Genomic DNA, 18,393 nt, shown 5'->3' with positions numbered 1-18,393 from the left:
CGTGTCCCAAAAATGTGTGTTAATTTATGTTATAGTATACAAAATTAATGAACTATTTACAAAATAGTGCAAAAATAGAACCCTCTAGAAGCAGGAGGGTTCTAAAAATGTTTCACTTCACTCCCCAAACAGCCTCCCCATCACCGCTCAGCACACTAAACGTCACAACTTCTTTCTCTCTCGCTGAGTCCCATTCTTTCAGGAAGACGCCGTCATAATTTGTGCCGTTCAGGTTGATTCGGGCTTTGCTGCTGTCCGTTATTGTCCAGGTTCCAGTCATTTCCCCGGAAATGGTGCCGTCGTTGTTAAGCCGGATGTTTTTTGGGGTTTTGATCGTAGCTGTGATGTCTTTTCCGTGCTGGATGAGTTTGTAGGTTCCGGATGCGGCGGCCGGCGGAATGTGTGTATCCGGTTCTCCCGCATAGCGGTATGGCGCTGCAACGGGCCATCCGTCTTTGTTCATGTACAGCCGATGCACTCTGACTTCATGCTCTTCTCCTCTGTTCGGGAAACGGGTGTGGAAAATGAGGTATGATCGTTTCGTTTTCCCGTCGTAAAACACGGAGTTGTGTCCCGGCGATACGTAGCCCGTGCCTTTTTCAGATTGTGAGGCGAAGCTATAGCCGCCCATGAGTTTAACCCCGTACGGTTCAATTGCTTTGTCGTCGAAGAAACTGCCGTCTTTTCCTTTAGCATCAAGCATGTTATGACCTGCGGCGTCATAGTACGGACCGTCCGGATTTTTAGAGCGCGCCACACGCATATTGTAACCGCCGGCTGTGTCAAGTCCGCCGAATGACAGATACAGATAGTAATATTTCGTTTCCGGATTGTAGCTGATGTACGGGCCTTCGATTCTGCTGTGATTTCCGCCGAGCAGTTTTTTTCCGTAGCCTTGGTTAGGGAGCGGGAAACCGGTTTTCGGATTCATTTCCAGTATGAAAATTCCGCCGGAGTAAGAGCCGTACACCATCCAGAGCTTGCCTTTATGGTCAAAAAACGTTTGCGGATCTACGACGTTCGGGTGAACGTTTGCATTATAAGTGGTGCCGTCTTCGCTTTTTCCTTCCATGCCTGATTTCAAAAAGATGCCTTTGTTTTTGTAGGGTCCTTCGATTTTGTCACTCACGGCGACACCGAGAGCGGATCGCGGCGAGTCTCCTTTACAGGCGTTATAGTACATGTAATATTTCCCGTCAGACAGCTGGGCGACGTCCGGCGCCCACAGCGTATCAGACTGGGCCCAGTCGAATGTCTCTTTTAATTCGGTGTAGACGTTCGGGATCAGGGGATTATTGGGATTGACGCTTGAAGATATCTGCTGCCACTGCATCAGGTTTTTCGACTTGGCGGAAGCCAAATGCGAGCCGAATACATAATATGTATCTCCTGTTTTAATGACGGACGGATCATGCACGCTGACCTCTGAAAAAACCGGATGCTGGGCTTTTGCCTGCGGCAGAGTGAACCCGATGACCGCTGCTGAGACCAGGCACACACGAAAGAAACTGGTTTTCATTTTCTGAAATCTCCTCGCTCTCTTCTTTTCTTAAAACGCTTTCAAGACAACGCTCCATTTTATGATGCGGATGGCGGAAATATGTGATCAACAGCGCCGGCTTCACGATGTACCGCTTTACTTCGATAGCAATCTGATTTGTGAAAGACTGGAAAAAAAGTTTTGACTTCTGATTCGCAAACACTTAATATAAAAAACAGTTACTAGTTATCAGAATATTTAAGAATTGAGTGAAGCATATATGACCTTACACAAAGACCGCCGCATCGGGCGACTGTCCGTCCTTCTTCTGCTTCATGAGACTGAAGAAAACCAGCAGATCAGCCGGCTGGAACGGGACGGCTGGAAAGTCTGTCTCGGCAGGGTGGGTTCAATGGATGCGCATAAGGTGGTAGCTGCAATTGAAACCGCTTCCAAAAAGAGCGGCGTCATTCAATCTGAGGGTTATCGCGAATCACATGCGCTGTATCATGCCACAATGGAAGCTTTGCACGGAGTGACGCGGGGCGAAATGCTGCTTGGCTCGCTGCTTCGTACCGTGGGCCTGAAGTTTGCCGTCTTGCGGGGAAATCCGTATGAAAGCGAGGCGGAAGGCGATTGGATCGCCGTTTCACTTTACGGCACGATCGGAGCTCCGATTAAGGGGCTTGAGCACGAAACATTCGGAGTCGGTATTAATCACATATGAATCAGCCCATAGATTTCAGATGATAGGGGGCTATGCGTGAAACATCATTTTCATGGCATAGCTCCTTTTTGTATGGGCGCTTTACCAAAGTAAAGGAAAAGGGGTTGAAATGATGGTAACGTTAGACGGTTCCTCACTGACAACCGCAGATGCCCAGCGTGTGCTGTTTGATTTTGAAGAGGTTCAGGCATCTGCCGAAAGCATGGAACGTGTGAAAAAAAGCAGGGCGGCGGTTGAACGGATCGTTCAGGAGGAGAAGACCATTTACGGGATTACAACGGGGTTCGGCAAGTTCAGCGATGTGCTGATTCAAAAAGAAGACGCCGCGGATCTGCAGCTGAATCTGATTCTTTCTCACGCGTGCGGCGTCGGTGATCCGTTTCCGGAATCTGTATCGCGGGCCATGCTGCTTTTGCGAGCCAATGCCTTGCTGAAAGGCTTTTCCGGCGTGCGGACTGAGCTGATTGATCAACTGCTCGCGTATCTCAATCATCGCATTCACCCGGTCATCCCGCAGCAAGGGTCACTAGGGGCGAGCGGAGATTTGGCGCCGCTTTCTCATCTTGCACTGGCGCTTATCGGGCAAGGCGAAGTCTTTTACGAAGGGGCCCGGATGCCGACAGCTCATGCTTTAGAAAAGACAAACCTTCAGCCGGCCGTCCTGACCTCTAAGGAAGGGCTCGCGCTGATCAACGGAACGCAGGCCATGACCGCAATGGGGCTGATCGCTTACCTCGAAGCCGAAAAACTGGCCTATCAATCGGAACGGATCGCGAGCTTAACGATCGAAGGCCTTCAGGGCATTATCGATGCGTTCGACGAGGACATTCATGCCGCCCGCGGTTATCAGGAACAGATGGATGTCGCAGAGCGAATCCGCTATTACTTGTCAGACAGCAAACTGACGACCGTCCAAGGGGAGCTGCGTGTCCAGGACGCCTATTCGATCCGCTGTATTCCTCAAGTCCACGGCGCATCATGGCAGACATTAGCGTATGTAAAAGAAAAATTAGAAATTGAGATGAATGCCGCGACAGATAACCCGCTCATTTTCGAAGACGGCGCCAAAATCATCTCAGGCGGAAACTTTCACGGACAGCCGATCGCCTTTGCCATGGATTTTCTCAAAGTAGCGGCGGCCGAACTTGCGAATATTTCTGAACGCCGTATCGAACGGCTTGTGAATCCGCAGCTGAATGACCTGCCGCCCTTTCTGAGCCCTCAGCCCGGCTTACAATCCGGAGCGATGATCATGCAATATGCGGCGGCCTCCCTCGTGTCAGAAAATAAAACCCTGGCCCATCCCGCCAGTGTCGATTCCATTCCTTCATCGGCAAACCAGGAGGATCACGTCAGCATGGGAACCATCGCCTCAAGGCACGCCTACCAGATCATCGCGAATACGAGACGGGTGCTTGCCGTTGAAGCCATTTGCGCGCTGCAGGCCGTGGAATACCGGGGTGCGGAACATTGCGCCTCGTACACAAAACAGCTCTATCTTGAAATGAGAAACATCGTGCCGTCCATACAAGAAGACCGCGTGTTTTCTTATGACATCGAGCATCTGAGTGACTGGCTGAAGAAGGAGTCTTTTCTGCCGAATGAACATCACCAAAAACTGATGACCAATGAAGGAGGACTGACAAGATGACTGATGTAAAGAAATCAATCCGCGCCGGCCGCGGCACCGAACTTGAATGCTTAGGATGGGAGCAGGAAGCCGTGCTCCGCATGCTCCGAAACAACCTTGACCCGGAGGTTGCCGAAAAGCCGGAGGATCTGATCGTATACGGCGGCATAGGCAAGGCCGCACGAAACTGGGATGCTTTTCACGCGATTGAGCGTTCCCTCAAAACGTTAAAAGATGATGAAACACTGCTGATCCAATCCGGAAAACCGGTCGGACTGTTCCGCACGCACAGCCGCGCGCCCCGCGTCCTGCTGGCTAATTCGGTTCTCGTGCCAAAATGGGCGGATTGGGAACATTTCCATGACCTTGAGAAAAAAGGGCTGATGATGTACGGGCAGATGACGGCCGGCAGCTGGATTTATATCGGCTCACAAGGCATTTTGCAAGGCACCTATGAAACCTTTGCGGAGCTTGCGAGACAGCATTTCGGCGGCAGTCTGAAAGGAACCCTTACGCTGACGGCCGGTCTTGGCGGAATGGGAGGCGCCCAGCCGCTGTCCGTCACGATGAATGATGGCGTCGTCATCGCCGTTGAAGCGGATGAAACACGGATTGATAAACGGATGGAAACAAACTATTGCGACCGTAAAACCGCATCAATTGACGAAGCGCTGCGCTGGGCCGAAGCAGCCAGACAAGCCGGAGAGCCTTTATCGATCGGCCTTCTCGGCAATGCGGCTGAGGTGCATCATGAGCTTTTGAACCGCGGCGTCCATATTGACATCGTGACCGATCAGACTTCCGCTCACGACCCGCTGATCGGCTATATTCCGGCAGGATACTCACTTGAAGAGGCCGGGCGTCTGCGCCGGGATCAGCCCGATTTATACGTAAGGCTATCCAAGCAAAGTATGAAAAAGCACGTGGAAGCCATGCTTGCCTTCAAGAAAAAAGGGGCTATCGTCTTCGATTACGGCAACAATATCCGTCAAGTTGCCAAAGATGAGGGTCTCGCCGATGCTTTTGATTTTCCGGGATTCGTTCCCGCCTACATCCGGCCTTTATTTTGTGAAGGAAAAGGGCCGTTCCGCTGGGCTGCGCTGTCGGGAGACCCCGAAGATATATACCGCACGGACGCTTTATTAAAAGAGCTGTTTCCAGAAAATCAAGCCCTTCACCGCTGGATTGACATGGCACAGAAAAAAGTCACATTCCAAGGCCTGCCGTCCCGTATTTGCTGGCTCGGCTACGGTGAACGGGAAAAGATGGGGCTCGCCATCAATGAATTGGTCAGAAACGGCGAGCTGAAAGCCCCGATCGTCATCGGAAGAGACCATTTAGACTGCGGATCTGTCGCCTCTCCGAATCGGGAAACAGAAGCGATGAAAGACGGAAGCGACGCGGTCGGCGATTGGGCGGTGCTGAACGCGCTGATCAACACGGCCTCAGGCGCAAGCTGGGTTTCTTTTCACCACGGCGGGGGCGTCGGCATGGGGTATTCCCTTCACGCGGGAATGGTCGCGGTCGCCGACGGCAGCATCCTTGCGGAACAGCGGCTTTCCCGCGTTCTGACAAGCGATCCGGGAATGGGCATCATCCGCCATGCGGACGCAGGTTATGAAAAAGCGGCTCAAGTCGCCGAGGAACAAGACATTATGATACCGATGAAAAAGGAGCGGTAACATGCCGAAACAAATAGATACCATACTCACCAACATCGGCCAGCTGCTGACGATGGAATCCGGCGGCCCCCGATCAGGCGGAAGCATGCAGGATCTTCATGTCACGGAAGATGCCGTCATCGGCATTCACGACGGGCGCATTGTTTTTGCCGGACATCAAGGAGCGGAGGAAGGATACGAGGCAAGAGACATCATCGACTGCGGGGGACGGCTCGTCACCCCCGGCCTCGTCGATCCCCATACCCATCTTGTATTCGGAGGGTCCCGGGAAAAAGAACTGAATTTAAAAATTCAGGGCATGTCCTATTTGGATATTCTGGCGCAAGGCGGCGGTATTTTGTCAACGGTCAAAGACACGAAAGCCGCCTCCGAAGAAGAACTGATTGAAAAAGGGCTTTTTCACCTCGGACGCATGCTGTCATACGGCATCACGACCGCGGAAGTAAAAAGCGGGTACGGACTCGACAAAGACACGGAGCTGAAACAGCTGACCGCAGCGAAAAAACTGGGCGGGCGCCAGCCGGTCGACCTTGTCACGACCTTTATGGGGGCACACGCCATTCCGCCTGAGTACCGGAACAGCCCTGACGAATTTCTGAATCGCATGCTGCAGCTTTTGCCTGAAATAAAAGAAGAAGGCCTCGCGCAATTTGCCGATATTTTCACAGAAACAGGCGTCTTTACCGTCAGCCAGTCGCGGAACTACCTGAAAAAGGCGTCTGAAGCTGGTTTCGGCCTGAAAATCCATGCTGATGAGATTGACCCGCTCGGCGGCGCGGAATTGGCGGCAGAACTGCATGCTGTTTCTGCCGATCATTTGGTGGGGGCGTCTGACGAAGGCATCGAAAAGCTAGCGGAGTCCGGAACGATCGCCGTCCTGTTGCCGGGCACGACTTTCTATCTCGGCAAACACACTTATGCGAGAGCCCGGGAGATGATTGATGCGGGCGTACGGGTCAGTTTGGCGACTGACTTCAACCCGGGCAGCTCACCGACGGAAAATCTCCAGCTCATTATGTCGATTGCCGCGCTTCATTTAAAAATGACCGCAGAAGAAATCTGGCATGCTGTCACCGTTAATGCCGCGTATGCGATCGGAAAAGGCGAAGAGGCCGGACAAATTAAAGCCGGACGGGCGGCTGACATTGTCATTTGGGAAGCGCCGAATTACATGTATATCCCGTATCATTACGGCGTCAATCATGTCCGCCGTGTCATCAAGAACGGAAAGACGGTCGTTTCAAGGGAGGGAGCCGCTCTTGGATAAGTATCCGTTTCTGCAAAAAGCCGGCTCCCTCTTCAACGACCGCCATGTGACAAGGATCGGCGATGTGACGGAAGCGTGGGCGGGACAAACGATCAAAGGGCCGGCTTTGATCGGCGTTCCGCTTTCTAAGTCGTCAATCAGCCATTCCGGCGCCTGCTTTGCACCCGGTGCGATCCGCCGGGCGCTCGGCGGCATTTCCGCATATTCCGCGGAGCTGCGGGAGCATGTCATTGACCATCTGTACGATATCGGCGATATTCAGATTCACGTCACGGATGTCGTCACATCTCACGAACACATTTATCGGACCATTTATGATATTCTGACGGATCAGCCTGACTGGGTGCCCTTCATTCTCGGCGGCGACAACTCCATCAGTTATTCCACCATTAAAGCCATTGCGGAAACGAAAGGAACAACGGCCGTCTTTCAATTCGACGCCCACCACGACGTCCGCAACACAGAAGACGGAGGGCCGACAAACGGCACGCCATTCCGCCGGCTGTTAGATGAAAATATCATAAGCGGACAAAACCTGATTCAGCTTGGAATCAGGGAGTTCAGCAACAGCTTGGCATATGAACAATATGTAAAAGAGCGGCAGGCAGACGTGCATACAATGGAGATGATCCGGGAGAAAGGGCTCCTCCGAACGATACAAGAGGTCTTGCCGGCCGTTCAAAAAAGAGCCGACGCCATTTTTATTTCGGTTGATATGGATGTGCTGGATCAAGCTCATGCGCCCGGCTGTCCTGCGATCGGCCCCGGAGGTCTGTATACCGAAGAACTGCTTCAGGCGGTCAGGTTTTTGCCCCAAGAGGCTGACATCTCAGGTATTGAGATCGTTGAGGTTGATCCGACACTTGATTTTCGCGATATGACAAGCCGGGCAGCCGCACACGTTATTTTACATGCATTAAAGGGATTTAAATTGTCACGTTAAAGTCAAATCCGGCACGCGTGCTCTCGGCTGCCGGAAGATTCTCACGCCACGCAAAAAGGGGGAGATCACGATGGATGTTGATCAAGGCGGCAATCAACTAAAGCGCACGATGAAAAGCAGGCACTTATTTATGATTTCATTGGGAGGGGTCATCGGCACGGGGCTGTTTTTGAGCACAGGGTATACATTGAGCCAGGCCGGGCCGGGCGGGACGATCGCCGCCTACTTAATCGGCGGCTTGATGATGTATCTTGTCATGCAGTGTCTCGGAGAATTGTCAGTAGCCATGCCTGTGACCGGTTCATTTCAAACGTATGCGACAACGTTTATCGGGCCGTCCACGGGTTTTATGGTCGGTATCATGTATTGGGTGAATTGGGTGGTGACGGTGGGATCGGAGTTTACAGCTTCCGGTATCCTCATGCAGCGCTGGTTTCCCCACAGCAGCGTCTGGATGTGGAGCGCGATTTTCGCGGCTCTCCTTTTTGCCGCCAATGCATTCTCCGTTAAATTGTTTGCAGAAACGGAGTTTTGGTTTTCCAGCGTCAAAATCGTTACCATCCTTTTATTTATCATCTTAGGCGGCGCCGCGATGTTCGGTTTGATTTCATTGCACGGTTCGGGTGAAGCTCCGATGCTGTCGAATTTCACCTCACACGGCGGACTGTTTCCGAACGGCTTTCTTGCGGTTTTCATCGCAATGATTTCCGTAAGCTTCGCCTTTTCAGGGACGGAGCTGATCGGAATTACCGCGGGTGAAACCGCCAATCCGGCAAAAGATATTCCGCGTTCGATCCGAAATGTCGCCTGGAGAACGGTCATCTTTTTTATCGGCGCCATTTTTGTGCTGTCCGGACTGATCTCCTGGAGGGAAGCCGGTGTGATTGAAAGTCCGTTTGTCGCGGTCTTTTCCCAAATCGGTATCCCATACGCCGCAGATATCATGAACTTCGTGATTTTAACGGCTTTGCTTTCGGTCGCCAACTCCGGACTGTATGCTTCCACCCGGATGCTGTGGTCTCTTGCGAATGAAAACATGATCAGCGCCCGGTTCAAAAAAGTCACGCCGAAAGGCATTCCGCTGAATGCGCTGCTCGCCAGCATGGCCGTTTCCTGCATATCCTTGATCTCAAGCATCGCCGCCCCGGGCACGGTCTACGTGGTGCTCGTGGCAATAGCCGGATTTGCCGGCGTCGTGGTGTGGATGAGCATCGCCCTGTCTCAGCTGTTATTTCGAAAACATTATGTGAAAAACGGCGGACGCGTCTCGGATCTGACCTTCCGCACACCGTTATACCCTCTCGTTCCGATCGCCGCCGTGATCTTATGTTTCGCTTCATGCGTAGGCCTTGCATTTGATCCCAATCAAAGAATCGCCCTCTTCTGCGGAATTCCTTGTATGATCCTGTGCTATCTCATTCGTTTTTTGAGAAAGAAACAGCCGAAACAATCCGTCCGTGACATTCATTTGGATAAAACCATGCCATAAAAAAGGCACATACTGATGAGGTATGTGCCTTTCTTCTCTTATTCCGTAATCAGCGTATGAATCAGTTTCGGCTCTTCCGCTTTTTCTGAGATGCGGATGTTGTCATAGACTTTGGCGGTCACGTCTTCAACGTTTTCGCGGTTGGCGTAAAGGGTGACGAGCGGCTCGCCTTTTTCGACGTTGTCACCGACTTTTTTGCGGAGCATAATGCCGACGGCAAGATCGATTTCGTCCTCTTTTGTCGCACGTCCCGCGCCCAACAGCATCGCTGCGACGCCGATTTCGTCAGCGACGATTTCTGAAACGACACCCGCTTCTTTCGCCGGAACGTCAATTTTGTACGCCGCCTGCGGAAGTTTGGACGGATCGTCAACAACAGAAGCGTCTCCTCCCTGATTGCTCAGGAACTCTTTGAACTTTTCAAGCGCTTTGCCGTTTTTCATGACTTCCTGAAGCTTCGTTCTCGCTTCTTCCAATGTCTCAGCTTTTTTCGCCAATACGACCATTTGGCTGCCGAGCGTGAGGACGAGTTCGTTTAAGTCTTCAGGCCCTTCCCCTCTTAACGTATCAATGGCTTCTTGTACTTCCAGGGCATTCCCGATCGCAAAACCGAGCGGCTGCGACATGTCAGAAATCACGGCCATCGTCTGGCGGCCGACGTTGTTTCCGATGCGGACCATTGCTTTGGCGAGGTTCACGGCGTCTTCATCCGTTTTCATAAACGCGCCGGCTCCCGTTTTGACGTCAAGCACGATGGCATCTGCTCCGGCGGCGATTTTTTTACTCATAATTGAGCTTGCGATCAGCGGGATGGAGTTCACCGTACCCGTTACATCACGCAGCGCATACAGCTTTTTATCGGCAGGCGTCAAATTGCCGCTTTGTCCGATAACGGCTACCTTGTCGCGATTCACAAGCTTGATGAATTCATCTTTTGATAATTCCACGTGGAAGCCTTCGATCGCTTCCAGCTTATCAATGGTTCCCCCCGTATGGCCAAGACCGCGGCCGGACATTTTAGCGACGGGAACGCCGAGCGCCGCGACAAGCGGTGCGAGTACGAGAGTTGTCGTGTCGCCGACCCCGCCCGTAGAGTGCTTGTCGACCTTAATGCCTTCAATGGCGGAGAGATCAATCGTTTCCCCTGAATTCACCATCGCCATTGTCAGATCTGCGCGCTCCTGATCTGTCATATCCTGAAAGTAAATCGCCATAGCCAGTGCGCTTGCCTGATAATCAGGGATGCTTCCGTCCGTGTATCCTTTTACGAAAAATTCAATTTCTTCTGTTGTCAGTTCTTTTCCATTTTGTTTTTTTACAATAAGATCTACCATTCTCATGATCTATCACCTGTCCTTCATTTATGTTCAGTGAATCAATCCGACGATCGCCGCTGTCAAGAAGCTGACGAGTGTTGCGCCGTACAGCAGCTTCAGCCCGAACCGCGCGACGACGTTTCCTTGTTTTTCATGCAGCCCTTTCACCGCACCGGTAATGATTCCGATAGAGGAGAAATTCGCGAATGAGACAAGGAATACAGATACCACTGCCTGTGTATGCGCACTGAAATGGAAATCGCCGGATGAGAGTGTCTGCATCGCCACAAATTCATTCGATACCATTTTCGTCGCCATAATGCTTCCGGCGCTCACCGCTTCATTCCACGGAATACCGGTTAAAAACGCAAACGGCGCGAATACATATCCGAGCAGCGCCTGGAATGTAATGCCGAAGACCGCGTTAAAAACGCCGTTGACCAGGGCAATGAGTGCGACAAATCCGATCAGCATCGCCGCTACGACGACGGCGACTCTGAATCCATCCATTATATACTCACCGAGCACTTCAAAAAAGGATTGCTTTTCTTCTTCAGGAACGACGATCAAATCCTCTTCTTTGCTGACGGTGTACGGGTTAATGATAGAAGCGATGATAAATCCGCCGAATAAGTTCAGCACAAGCGCCGTCACGACGTATTCAGGCTTCAGCATCATCATGTAAGAACCGACGATCGACATTGAGACCGTCGACATTGCGGACGCGCAAAGCGTATATAAGCGCTGTTCAGTAAGATAACCGAGCTGTTTTTTCAAACTGATAAAGACTTCTGATTGCCCTAAAATCGCGGATGCAACAGCGTTGTAAGATTCGATTTTCCCCATTCCGTTCACCTTGCTTAACGCAAGACCGATATACTTCGTGATGAAGGGAAGGACCTTCCAATGCTGCAGAATTCCGATTAAAGCGGATATAAAGACGATCGGCAGAAGCACGCTCATGAAGAACGTCGTCTGTTTCGCATTCACAAGCCCGCCGAATACAAAGTTAATCCCTTCTGATGCATATTCCAGCAAGTAGTTAAATCCTTTTGCAAAACCGCCGACAAGAAAATTCCCGATACCGGTGTTGAGGAGAATATAACCGAGAATCAGCTGCAGCACGAGCATGACGGCGATCGGCCGGATTCTGATTCTTTTTTTGCCGTTGCTGGCAAGCCAGGCAAGACCTAAAAACACAATGATTCCGATAATTCCGATGAGATACTTCATATGTGTTCTCCTTTTATTTGTATTCGCTTACAATTTTTTATGCATCAACAAAGAAAGAGGATGGCGGAAGCTTTCAGCTTCCGCACTGCTGATTAATAGTCGCTGCTGCCGCTGTCTCCGCCGCTCACGATAGAGACGCCCGCACTTGCGCCGATCCGGCTCGCGCCCGCAGCGATCATGCTGTCAACATCAGCTTTTGTTCTGATGCCGCCTGATGCTTTGACCCCGATGTCCGGTCCGACTGTTTTTCTCATGAGAGCAATGTCTTCAGCCGTTGCCCCGCCTGTAGAAAAACCGGTAGACGTTTTGACGAAATCGGCGCCTGCTGATACCGCTAAGCGGCACGCGCGCTCTTTTTCTTCATCTGTCAAAAGGCATGTTTCGATGATCACTTTGACGAGCGCTTTTTTATCAGCTGCTTCAACTACTGCGCGGATATCAGCTTCAACCGCTTCATCATCGCCGTCTTTTAATGCGCCGATATTGATGACCATGTCAACCTCAGTGGCTCCTTTTGAGATGGCATCCTTCGTTTCAAATGCTTTTGTTTCCGATGTCGTTGCGCCGAGAGGAAATCCGATAACGGTGCAAACGTCAACTCCCGTGCCCTTCAGTTCCTCCGCTGCGAGTTTGACCCAAGTCGGGTTTACACAAACGGAAGCGAATTTATATTCTTTTGCTTCTTTTATCAGTTGTAAAATATCTGCTTTTTGTGTATGCGGTTTCAAAGCAGTATGGTCTATTTGACTTGCAATTGACATTGTATGCACTTCCTTTTTCCTAGGATACGTTTAGAATAACCGAATTTTGAACATATGTAAATTGGTAATTGAAATTATGTTCATGAATTGTCACAATTCTTGAATGAGTTTTTTGGCCGTATGCTGATCGGTAATCAAAACGTTGGCGTACTTTCCTTTGAGGGCACCGTGAATGGCCTTGCATTTTCTGCTGCCGCCCGCCACCAGAATCGAACGCTCTTTCATTTTCAAGTCGCTGAGCTCGACTCCGATCGTCCGGCCGTTAATGCTGCTGCTGCAAATCCTGCCTTCCGCGTCAAAAAAGCGCGAACAAATATCCCCGACCCCGTGCGCTTTCAGCAATTGTTTCTCTTCTTCCCGGAAATAGCCGAGTCTGAAAAGCAGCGCCTCATCCCGGACGGTTCCGACCGTAAACAGGGCGATATTGGCTTGTCTGCCCATTTCAATGATCCGCTTAATATGTCTGTCCCGCTCGACCATCTGTTTCACATCGGCGCTGTCAAATATAACCGGCAGCGGCAAATACCTCGGCATCGTCTGAAATGCTTCGGCGAACAGCTGAATCGTTTCTGACGAATACGTATTGACATTGGAATGACTGATGCCGCCTTTCAGCTGCACAACTTCAACGCTCTTTACCTGCTTCGGCTCCATGCGGCTTGCGATCTGGTACATCGTCGTCCCCCAGCTTACGCCGAGTATATCGCCGTCCTTTACGGTTTTATGCATATAGTCTGCGCCATAGCGGCTTAAGTAATGTGTAATGGCCTGGTAATCGTCGCTTGGAGAAAAGACGACGTGCGCCTCAAGCAGCCCGTATTTTTCTTCCAGCTTCGCGCCTAGTTCGTCCAGATCCTCAAATGGGTCCATGACGCGAATTTGCACATACCCTTTTTCCTTTGCGTACTGAAGCAGCCTTGAAACGGTGGGGCGTGACAGATTAAGCCGTTCGGCGATCTGCTGCTGGCTGTAATCTGATTGATAATATAGTTTTGCCGCTTCTATGCTGAGCTGCTGTTTTTCACGATCCATGTCGCGCCTCCCCTCTCCGCTTATCATATCACCAAAATACGCGGTAAAAAAGCACCCTCTGATGGGGTGCCTATTTTTTCAGCACAAGCTCCTGAATCGCATGCGCCACGCCGTGTTCGTTATTTGATTTCGTTTCAAAATCGGCAATCTCCCTTACTTCCGGGATGGCATTGGCCATTGCCACACCGCAGCCGGCCCACTGAATCATGGACATGTCGTTGCCGTTATCGCCGATTGCCATGACGTCTTTCTGTTCAATGCCGAGTTTTTCGGCCAGCAGCTTAACCGCGTTTCCTTTACTGACTTTCGGGTGAAGAATCTCATGGAAGAATGGCGCACTTTTGACCATTGTGTATGTTTCTTTGAATGATTCCGGAATGGAAGCGATCGCTTTCTCCAGCTTGTCCGGATCGTCAATGAACATGACTTTCGGAATCAGAATATCCTTCGGCACTTCATCGATCGTGCGGAAATGAAGCGGCACTTTCGTAATGTATGATTCGTATACCGTGTATTCACTGATATCCCGGTTCGGCGTGTACAGATTGGCTGTGTCAAAGTAATGCATCGGAGTATCCAGCTGTAAGCTCAGCTCGTAAAGCGACTTCAAATCCTCAAAGCCTAATGACTGCTCGGCCACGACACCGTTTGTATACGTATTTTGGACGAGTGCGCCGTTATAGGCAATCACAAAGTCGCCTTCTTCCTGTAAGTTCAGCTCTTCCAAATACCGACGCACGCCGCCGATCGGCCGGCCCGTGCACAGGACGATATTGACCCCTTCCGCTTTGGCGGCATCAAGCGCCCCGCGGACTTCAGCCGTCACTTCATGATGATCGTTTAATAGTGTTCCGTCCATATCTATTGCGATTAACTTGTACATCCTGCATCTCCTTTGTGTCCTTTTCTTCTTATGCTTTCATCATATCGTTTTTTCGTTTCAATGAAAAATCAAACGGACGAGTTTCTCCGCCTTCTCTTCGTATAACGGGCCTGCCTCCGGATGCGGGACCGTCTTTTCCCCTTGTCAGCTTGTTCGCCGCCGTCGTCTGTTTTCTGCTTCAAGAGCATCAGCCCCGCCGCAAAGAAAGGGACGGCCGCTATGTCCAGAAGGGCAAGCTTTATTCCCATCGCTGCGGGAAAGTATGCCCATAATGAACGGCTGTTCCGCCTGATCATGATATAAGAAACGATTTCCAGCAGGATAAACAGAGCGTTCACCCACAAGTAAATGAGCATTGCCGCAAACAGAAACAGCAGAAGCGTATTCCGCAGCGTGCCGGAAAACAGAAGAGCGCGCATCATATCAAAGAATGAAAAAGACTGCATGCTGCCGTTGACGACATTGGGATTGTAAATGGTAAAACGCCCGAACTGATCAAAAAGCATAAAAAATAACCATAACAGTGAAAACCATTGAATGATATGTACGATGACACCCGTCAAAACGAGTCTGTCGGCAGCCTTATTTCTCATGTGCATCCTCCCCGCCGGTTTTTATTCTTGTCATTGTTTTTGTTTCTCCGTATATCTTCCAAATGAGCGTACCGTTTTTTCCTCTTTTCAACGTGCTTTTGACGGGATGCGGATGTCCGAGGTATTCAATCTCGATCGTCCCGTCCGTGTTTTGTGAGATCACCTTGTACACATCTGAGGGCATGGCAACCTCGCCGCGGCCTTGAATGACCTGCTTTGTCAGCACGCTGTCTTTCGTAAACGTGACGGTTTCAGATCTGACCCCGTCCATCGGGCCCGGTTTCAGCCCTGCATCCCATGTCCCGTAATAAAAAGGGGTATCGTCTGCTTTCTTTTGCGAGCAGCCTGTTATCATGACGCATCCGAAAACAAGAACCGTCATGATGAAAATCCGTATGTTCCGCAACATGATCACCTTCCTTTGAAGCTTTTTTACGCCTGTAACTTAGGCAGATGCCGTGGCACTGTGCAATTGACTACATAGTGTATAAAGACTTCACTAGATAAGGAGAATGATGAATGAACCCATATCAGTACTACACCCCGCCTGCCTATTTCCCTCAGCAGCAGGAATACGAAGTGAACCGCGTTGAGTATGAGCCGTATCAGCAGCAGGAAAGCTATTATTATGCGCCCCCTCAGTCTGAAGAGCGGCAGCCGACGGCTTTAGAACGGAGAGTCGCCCAGCTTGAAAGACAAAACGCCCAGCAAACGAGAGAGCTCACCCGCCTCTCACAAGAAGACCAGCGCCAAAACCGGGAAATCACGCGTATGAATGAGCAGATCAGACGGCTGAGCCAGTCCATTGAAATCCATACCCGCCGCTTAAACCGTTTGAATCAGCGCCTGCGCGCAGTCGAAAACAGACTCAATATTCCTTTTCACGCTACAGAAGGCGGCTTCTGAGAAAAAGGGCCGGAATACAAAGCTCGACAGGCCATCCCGAGCCTTGTATTCCGCTCTGTACATAACAGGTAAATATTTGAATCCTTTTCTTGCATGAATGCCTCTCCTATTCTTTCACATGATAAATGTGTAAAATCAATCACTCCAGGAGGTCTTCATGATGTATCAAAACCAATACAGCGGAAATCAGCTGCAGCAATGCCGCCAAACAGCACAGCAGCTTATTCAGCAGACACAGCAAAGCAGTCAGCAGTACAAGCAAATGCTCCAGCAGGAACAGCAAAACATTCAAATGCTTCAGCAGATGCTTAACCATGAACAGCATGCCGTTCATACCATTCAGCAAGCGCTGCAGGGGCATGAAGCGGCCATTCAGAAATGCCAGCAAATCGTGAATGTGTGCAATCAGCTTCAGCAGGAAGTAAGCGGACACATGCCTGCACCGATGGCAAACGCTAATGTTTCTTCATTCCCGCAAACACAGCATCACACACCGTTTCAGCAGCACTCATACCAGCAATAGGCCGGTCATGCAAATGACAAAGCGCGAGATACCGGCTTTGTCATTTGTTTTTATCTCTGTTTTGTCAGATCAATGCGATGAGCGGGTTTTCCGCCGAATTTTGCTTCCGCCTCATGCCTTACCGCTTCAAACGCTCTTGCTTCGACGTTTTGTTTAAACACATCAAGCTGTATCAAATAAGCCGCCCGCACTTTCAGCCCGTGGATGATGGAGATGACCCATAAAGGCAGCACGATATACACGCCCGGCGTGCTCGGCAGCACAAAAGCAATTGCTAAAATAATAAAATAGATAAGTCCGTATTTCAGCCATTTTTTGTTCTTGGCCCGGTAGCCGATATAGAAAAAGGCCAAGAAAGCGGTCAGCGCAAACGGCGCAAAAGTCAGCAGCAGCCACCAGCTGTGCAGCACTTCCCACCAAGTCCCTCTTTTCGTAATCAACATTCATTCCTCCTCCTTTACTACTATAACATGGATAATCAAGGAAGGTTTTCTATAAAAAACATAGACGGAATGACGTCTTCCTGCTATATTAATAATGATAATCATTATCACCGAAATAGGGGGATCATTATGAAGAAACAATCATGGCTGATCGGCCTGGCACTTCTGCTTGTTTTCGCATTAAGCGCTTGCAGCGGCGCGAAGGAAAACAACGGATCGGCATCAGGCAAAGGAAAGACAGACATGCGTACATATGAATCAACAAAAGGAAATATTGACATACCCGCACATCCGAAACGGATCGTCACTGACTTTTATGCAGGTGAGCTGCTGTCCGTTGACGCAAATGTCGTCGGGGCGGGCTCATGGGCTTTCAAAAATCCGTTTATCAAAAAACAGCTGAAAAACACCACGGACATCGGCAATCCCGTCAATGTGGAGAAAGTGATGCAGCTGAAGCCTGATTTAATCGTGCTGATGAAGGATGACCAATACGAAAAACTATCGAAAATCGCACCGACGATTGTCATTCCTTTTAACACCGCAAAGAATACGAAAGATACGGTCAGCCTATTCGGCGACATTGCCGGGGCGAAGGATAAAGCCAAAAGCTTTATGGCAGACTTCAACAAAAAAGCCGAAGCGAATCAAAAGCGCCTCAAAAACGTGATCGGCAAAGACGAGACAGTCGGCCTTTATGAAACGACGGATAAAGGCGAAATCTGGATTTTCAATGACAATTCCGGCCGCGGCGGCCAAGCCGTTTATAACGCGCTCGGATTGAAAGCGCCGGCCAAAATCGAAAAAGACATCATGAAAACGGGCGCCATGAAACAGGTTTCCCAAGAGGTCATCCCTCAATATGCGGCTGATTATATGTTCATTACCGATTACAATCCGAATGGAGAAAGCAAAACATTTGAGCGTCTGAAAGAGTCATCCGTTTGGAAAAATCTCGATGCCGTAAAGAACAACCGTGTCTTTATCAACGATTTCAACACCTTCTATCCGTATGACCCGATTGCCGTCAGCAAACAGATGGATATCATCACCGACATGCTGATCAAACGGGCTGAAGAAAATAAAAAATAAAAAAAGCGGCACAGTCATGACACTGTGCCGCTTTTCATGTTCACTTTAATTTTGACTGTACGGAGCCCGGCATATCTTCAAATCTGACTTCTTCCCAGGTCTCGACATACTTTCCTTTCGCCTTCACCTTCAAATACGCGTTCTTCCGAAGGTCTTTCCCGGCGAAAAAGGTCACTTCTTCTTTTTTCCCGGATGCGTTATATCCGTCTAATGTATACTCAGTACCGCCCGGGCTAAGATGTTTGCCATCTCGATCAATCTGTACATAAACATCTTGCTGGTGAATAAACGGATTAAATCTGTCTGTAACATCATTATGAAAAAAGAGAAGTCCGTATATGACGGCAGCGGCCGCCAAGACGGCCAGGATTGCCAATGCTTTTTTCATCTTTG

General features: G+C 50.2%; 19 protein-coding genes. 9 read left to right on the top strand and 10 right to left on the bottom strand.

What is annotated here, in order from left to right; genetic code table 11:
* Positions 1–112 precede the first annotated feature (112 nt).
* Complete coding sequence (locus tag CXL14_RS04340) at positions 113–1,519, bottom strand: arabinan endo-1,5-alpha-L-arabinosidase AbnB (protein ID WP_014419266.1); 1,407 nt, start codon at positions 1,517–1,519, stop codon at positions 113–115.
* Between the two features lie 241 nt (positions 1,520–1,760).
* Between CXL14_RS04340 and hutP the strand changes: the two genes are divergently transcribed.
* The 6 genes from hutP to CXL14_RS04310 all read left to right on the top strand — a co-directional run bounded on the left by hutP (position 1,761) and on the right by CXL14_RS04310 (position 9,218).
* On the top strand, positions 1,761–2,207 hold the full coding sequence (gene hutP, locus CXL14_RS04335) for a histidine utilization transcription antiterminator HutP (protein ID WP_004393292.1): 447 nt from the start codon (positions 1,761–1,763) through the stop codon (positions 2,205–2,207).
* Between the two features lie 112 nt (positions 2,208–2,319).
* A complete protein-coding gene (gene hutH / locus CXL14_RS04330; protein ID WP_014722041.1) occupies positions 2,320–3,858 on the top strand; it encodes a histidine ammonia-lyase in 1,539 nt (512 codons plus the stop codon).
* Positions 3,855–5,519 (top strand): urocanate hydratase, encoded by a 1,665-nt coding sequence (gene hutU, locus CXL14_RS04325; RefSeq protein WP_014419268.1) that lies wholly within the window; start codon positions 3,855–3,857, stop codon positions 5,517–5,519. The genes hutH and hutU overlap by 4 nt, the downstream gene beginning before the upstream one ends.
* Position 5,520: 1 nt before the next feature.
* A complete protein-coding gene (gene hutI, locus CXL14_RS04320; RefSeq protein ID WP_014419269.1) occupies positions 5,521–6,786 on the top strand; it encodes an imidazolonepropionase in 1,266 nt (421 codons plus the stop codon).
* Positions 6,779–7,729, top strand: a complete 951-nt coding sequence (gene hutG / locus CXL14_RS04315; protein ID WP_014419270.1) for a formimidoylglutamase — start codon at positions 6,779–6,781, stop codon at positions 7,727–7,729. The genes hutI and hutG overlap by 8 nt, the downstream gene beginning before the upstream one ends.
* A gap of 70 nt (positions 7,730–7,799) precedes the next feature.
* A complete protein-coding gene (locus CXL14_RS04310; protein WP_014419271.1) occupies positions 7,800–9,218 on the top strand; it encodes an amino acid permease in 1,419 nt (472 codons plus the stop codon).
* A 38-nt stretch (positions 9,219–9,256) separates the two neighbouring features.
* Here the strand turns inward: CXL14_RS04310 and CXL14_RS04305 are convergent, their stop codons facing one another.
* From CXL14_RS04305 to CXL14_RS04275, 7 genes are all read right to left on the bottom strand, one after another.
* Positions 9,257–10,558 (bottom strand): pyrimidine-nucleoside phosphorylase, encoded by a 1,302-nt coding sequence (locus CXL14_RS04305; protein ID WP_014419272.1) that lies wholly within the window; start codon positions 10,556–10,558, stop codon positions 9,257–9,259.
* 27 nt (positions 10,559–10,585) lie between these two features.
* The gene (locus CXL14_RS04300; RefSeq protein WP_004393280.1) at positions 10,586–11,767 is read right to left on the bottom strand and encodes a NupC/NupG family nucleoside CNT transporter; all 1,182 of its coding nucleotides are present in this window, start codon (positions 11,765–11,767) and stop codon (positions 10,586–10,588) included.
* Between the two features lie 92 nt (positions 11,768–11,859).
* Positions 11,860–12,528 (bottom strand): deoxyribose-phosphate aldolase, encoded by a 669-nt coding sequence (gene deoC, locus CXL14_RS04295; RefSeq protein WP_004393277.1) that lies wholly within the window; start codon positions 12,526–12,528, stop codon positions 11,860–11,862.
* Positions 12,529–12,618: 90 nt separating this feature from the next.
* The gene (locus tag CXL14_RS04290) at positions 12,619–13,560 is read right to left on the bottom strand and encodes a DNA-binding transcriptional repressor DeoR (RefSeq protein WP_014419273.1); all 942 of its coding nucleotides are present in this window, start codon (positions 13,558–13,560) and stop codon (positions 12,619–12,621) included.
* Positions 13,561–13,630: 70 nt separating this feature from the next.
* On the bottom strand, positions 13,631–14,443 hold the full coding sequence (gene yidA, locus CXL14_RS04285) for a sugar-phosphatase (RefSeq protein WP_014419274.1): 813 nt from the start codon (positions 14,441–14,443) through the stop codon (positions 13,631–13,633).
* Positions 14,444–14,511: 68 nt separating this feature from the next.
* A complete protein-coding gene (locus tag CXL14_RS04280) occupies positions 14,512–15,036 on the bottom strand; it encodes a hypothetical protein (RefSeq protein WP_014419275.1) in 525 nt (174 codons plus the stop codon).
* Complete coding sequence (locus CXL14_RS04275) at positions 15,026–15,445, bottom strand: lipocalin family protein (protein WP_007407821.1); 420 nt, start codon at positions 15,443–15,445, stop codon at positions 15,026–15,028. Before CXL14_RS04275 ends, CXL14_RS04280 begins: the two co-directional genes overlap by 11 nt.
* Positions 15,446–15,555: 110 nt before the next feature.
* On the opposite strand from CXL14_RS04275, the gene CXL14_RS04270 reads away from it, so the two are divergent.
* Entirely contained in the window at positions 15,556–15,942 is a 387-nt protein-coding gene (locus CXL14_RS04270) for a hypothetical protein (protein WP_014419276.1), read from the top strand.
* Positions 15,943–16,102: 160 nt separating this feature from the next.
* On the top strand, positions 16,103–16,465 hold the full coding sequence (locus CXL14_RS04265; RefSeq protein ID WP_007407823.1) for a hypothetical protein: 363 nt from the start codon (positions 16,103–16,105) through the stop codon (positions 16,463–16,465).
* Between the two features lie 50 nt (positions 16,466–16,515).
* Here CXL14_RS04265 and CXL14_RS04260 read toward each other — a convergent pair whose 3' ends face one another.
* Positions 16,516–16,908, bottom strand: coding sequence for a hypothetical protein (locus tag CXL14_RS04260; RefSeq protein ID WP_007407824.1), 393 nt, complete (start codon positions 16,906–16,908; stop codon positions 16,516–16,518).
* A 129-nt stretch (positions 16,909–17,037) separates the two neighbouring features.
* Between CXL14_RS04260 and CXL14_RS04255 the strand changes: the two genes are divergently transcribed.
* A complete protein-coding gene (locus CXL14_RS04255; protein ID WP_022554000.1) occupies positions 17,038–18,000 on the top strand; it encodes an iron-hydroxamate ABC transporter substrate-binding protein in 963 nt (320 codons plus the stop codon).
* A gap of 40 nt (positions 18,001–18,040) precedes the next feature.
* On the opposite strand, the gene CXL14_RS04250 is transcribed toward CXL14_RS04255, so the two are convergent.
* The gene (locus CXL14_RS04250; protein ID WP_004393256.1) at positions 18,041–18,388 is read right to left on the bottom strand and encodes a YxeA family protein; all 348 of its coding nucleotides are present in this window, start codon (positions 18,386–18,388) and stop codon (positions 18,041–18,043) included.
* Positions 18,389–18,393 lie beyond the last annotated feature (5 nt).

It is taken from the genome of Bacillus sp. SJ-10 (assembly GCF_002843505.1).
In the GTDB taxonomy this organism is placed as follows: domain Bacteria; phylum Bacillota; class Bacilli; order Bacillales; family Bacillaceae; genus Bacillus; species Bacillus velezensis.
Note: the sequence above shows the minus strand (reverse complement) of the source record. Positions and strands in the feature narration are given on the sequence as shown.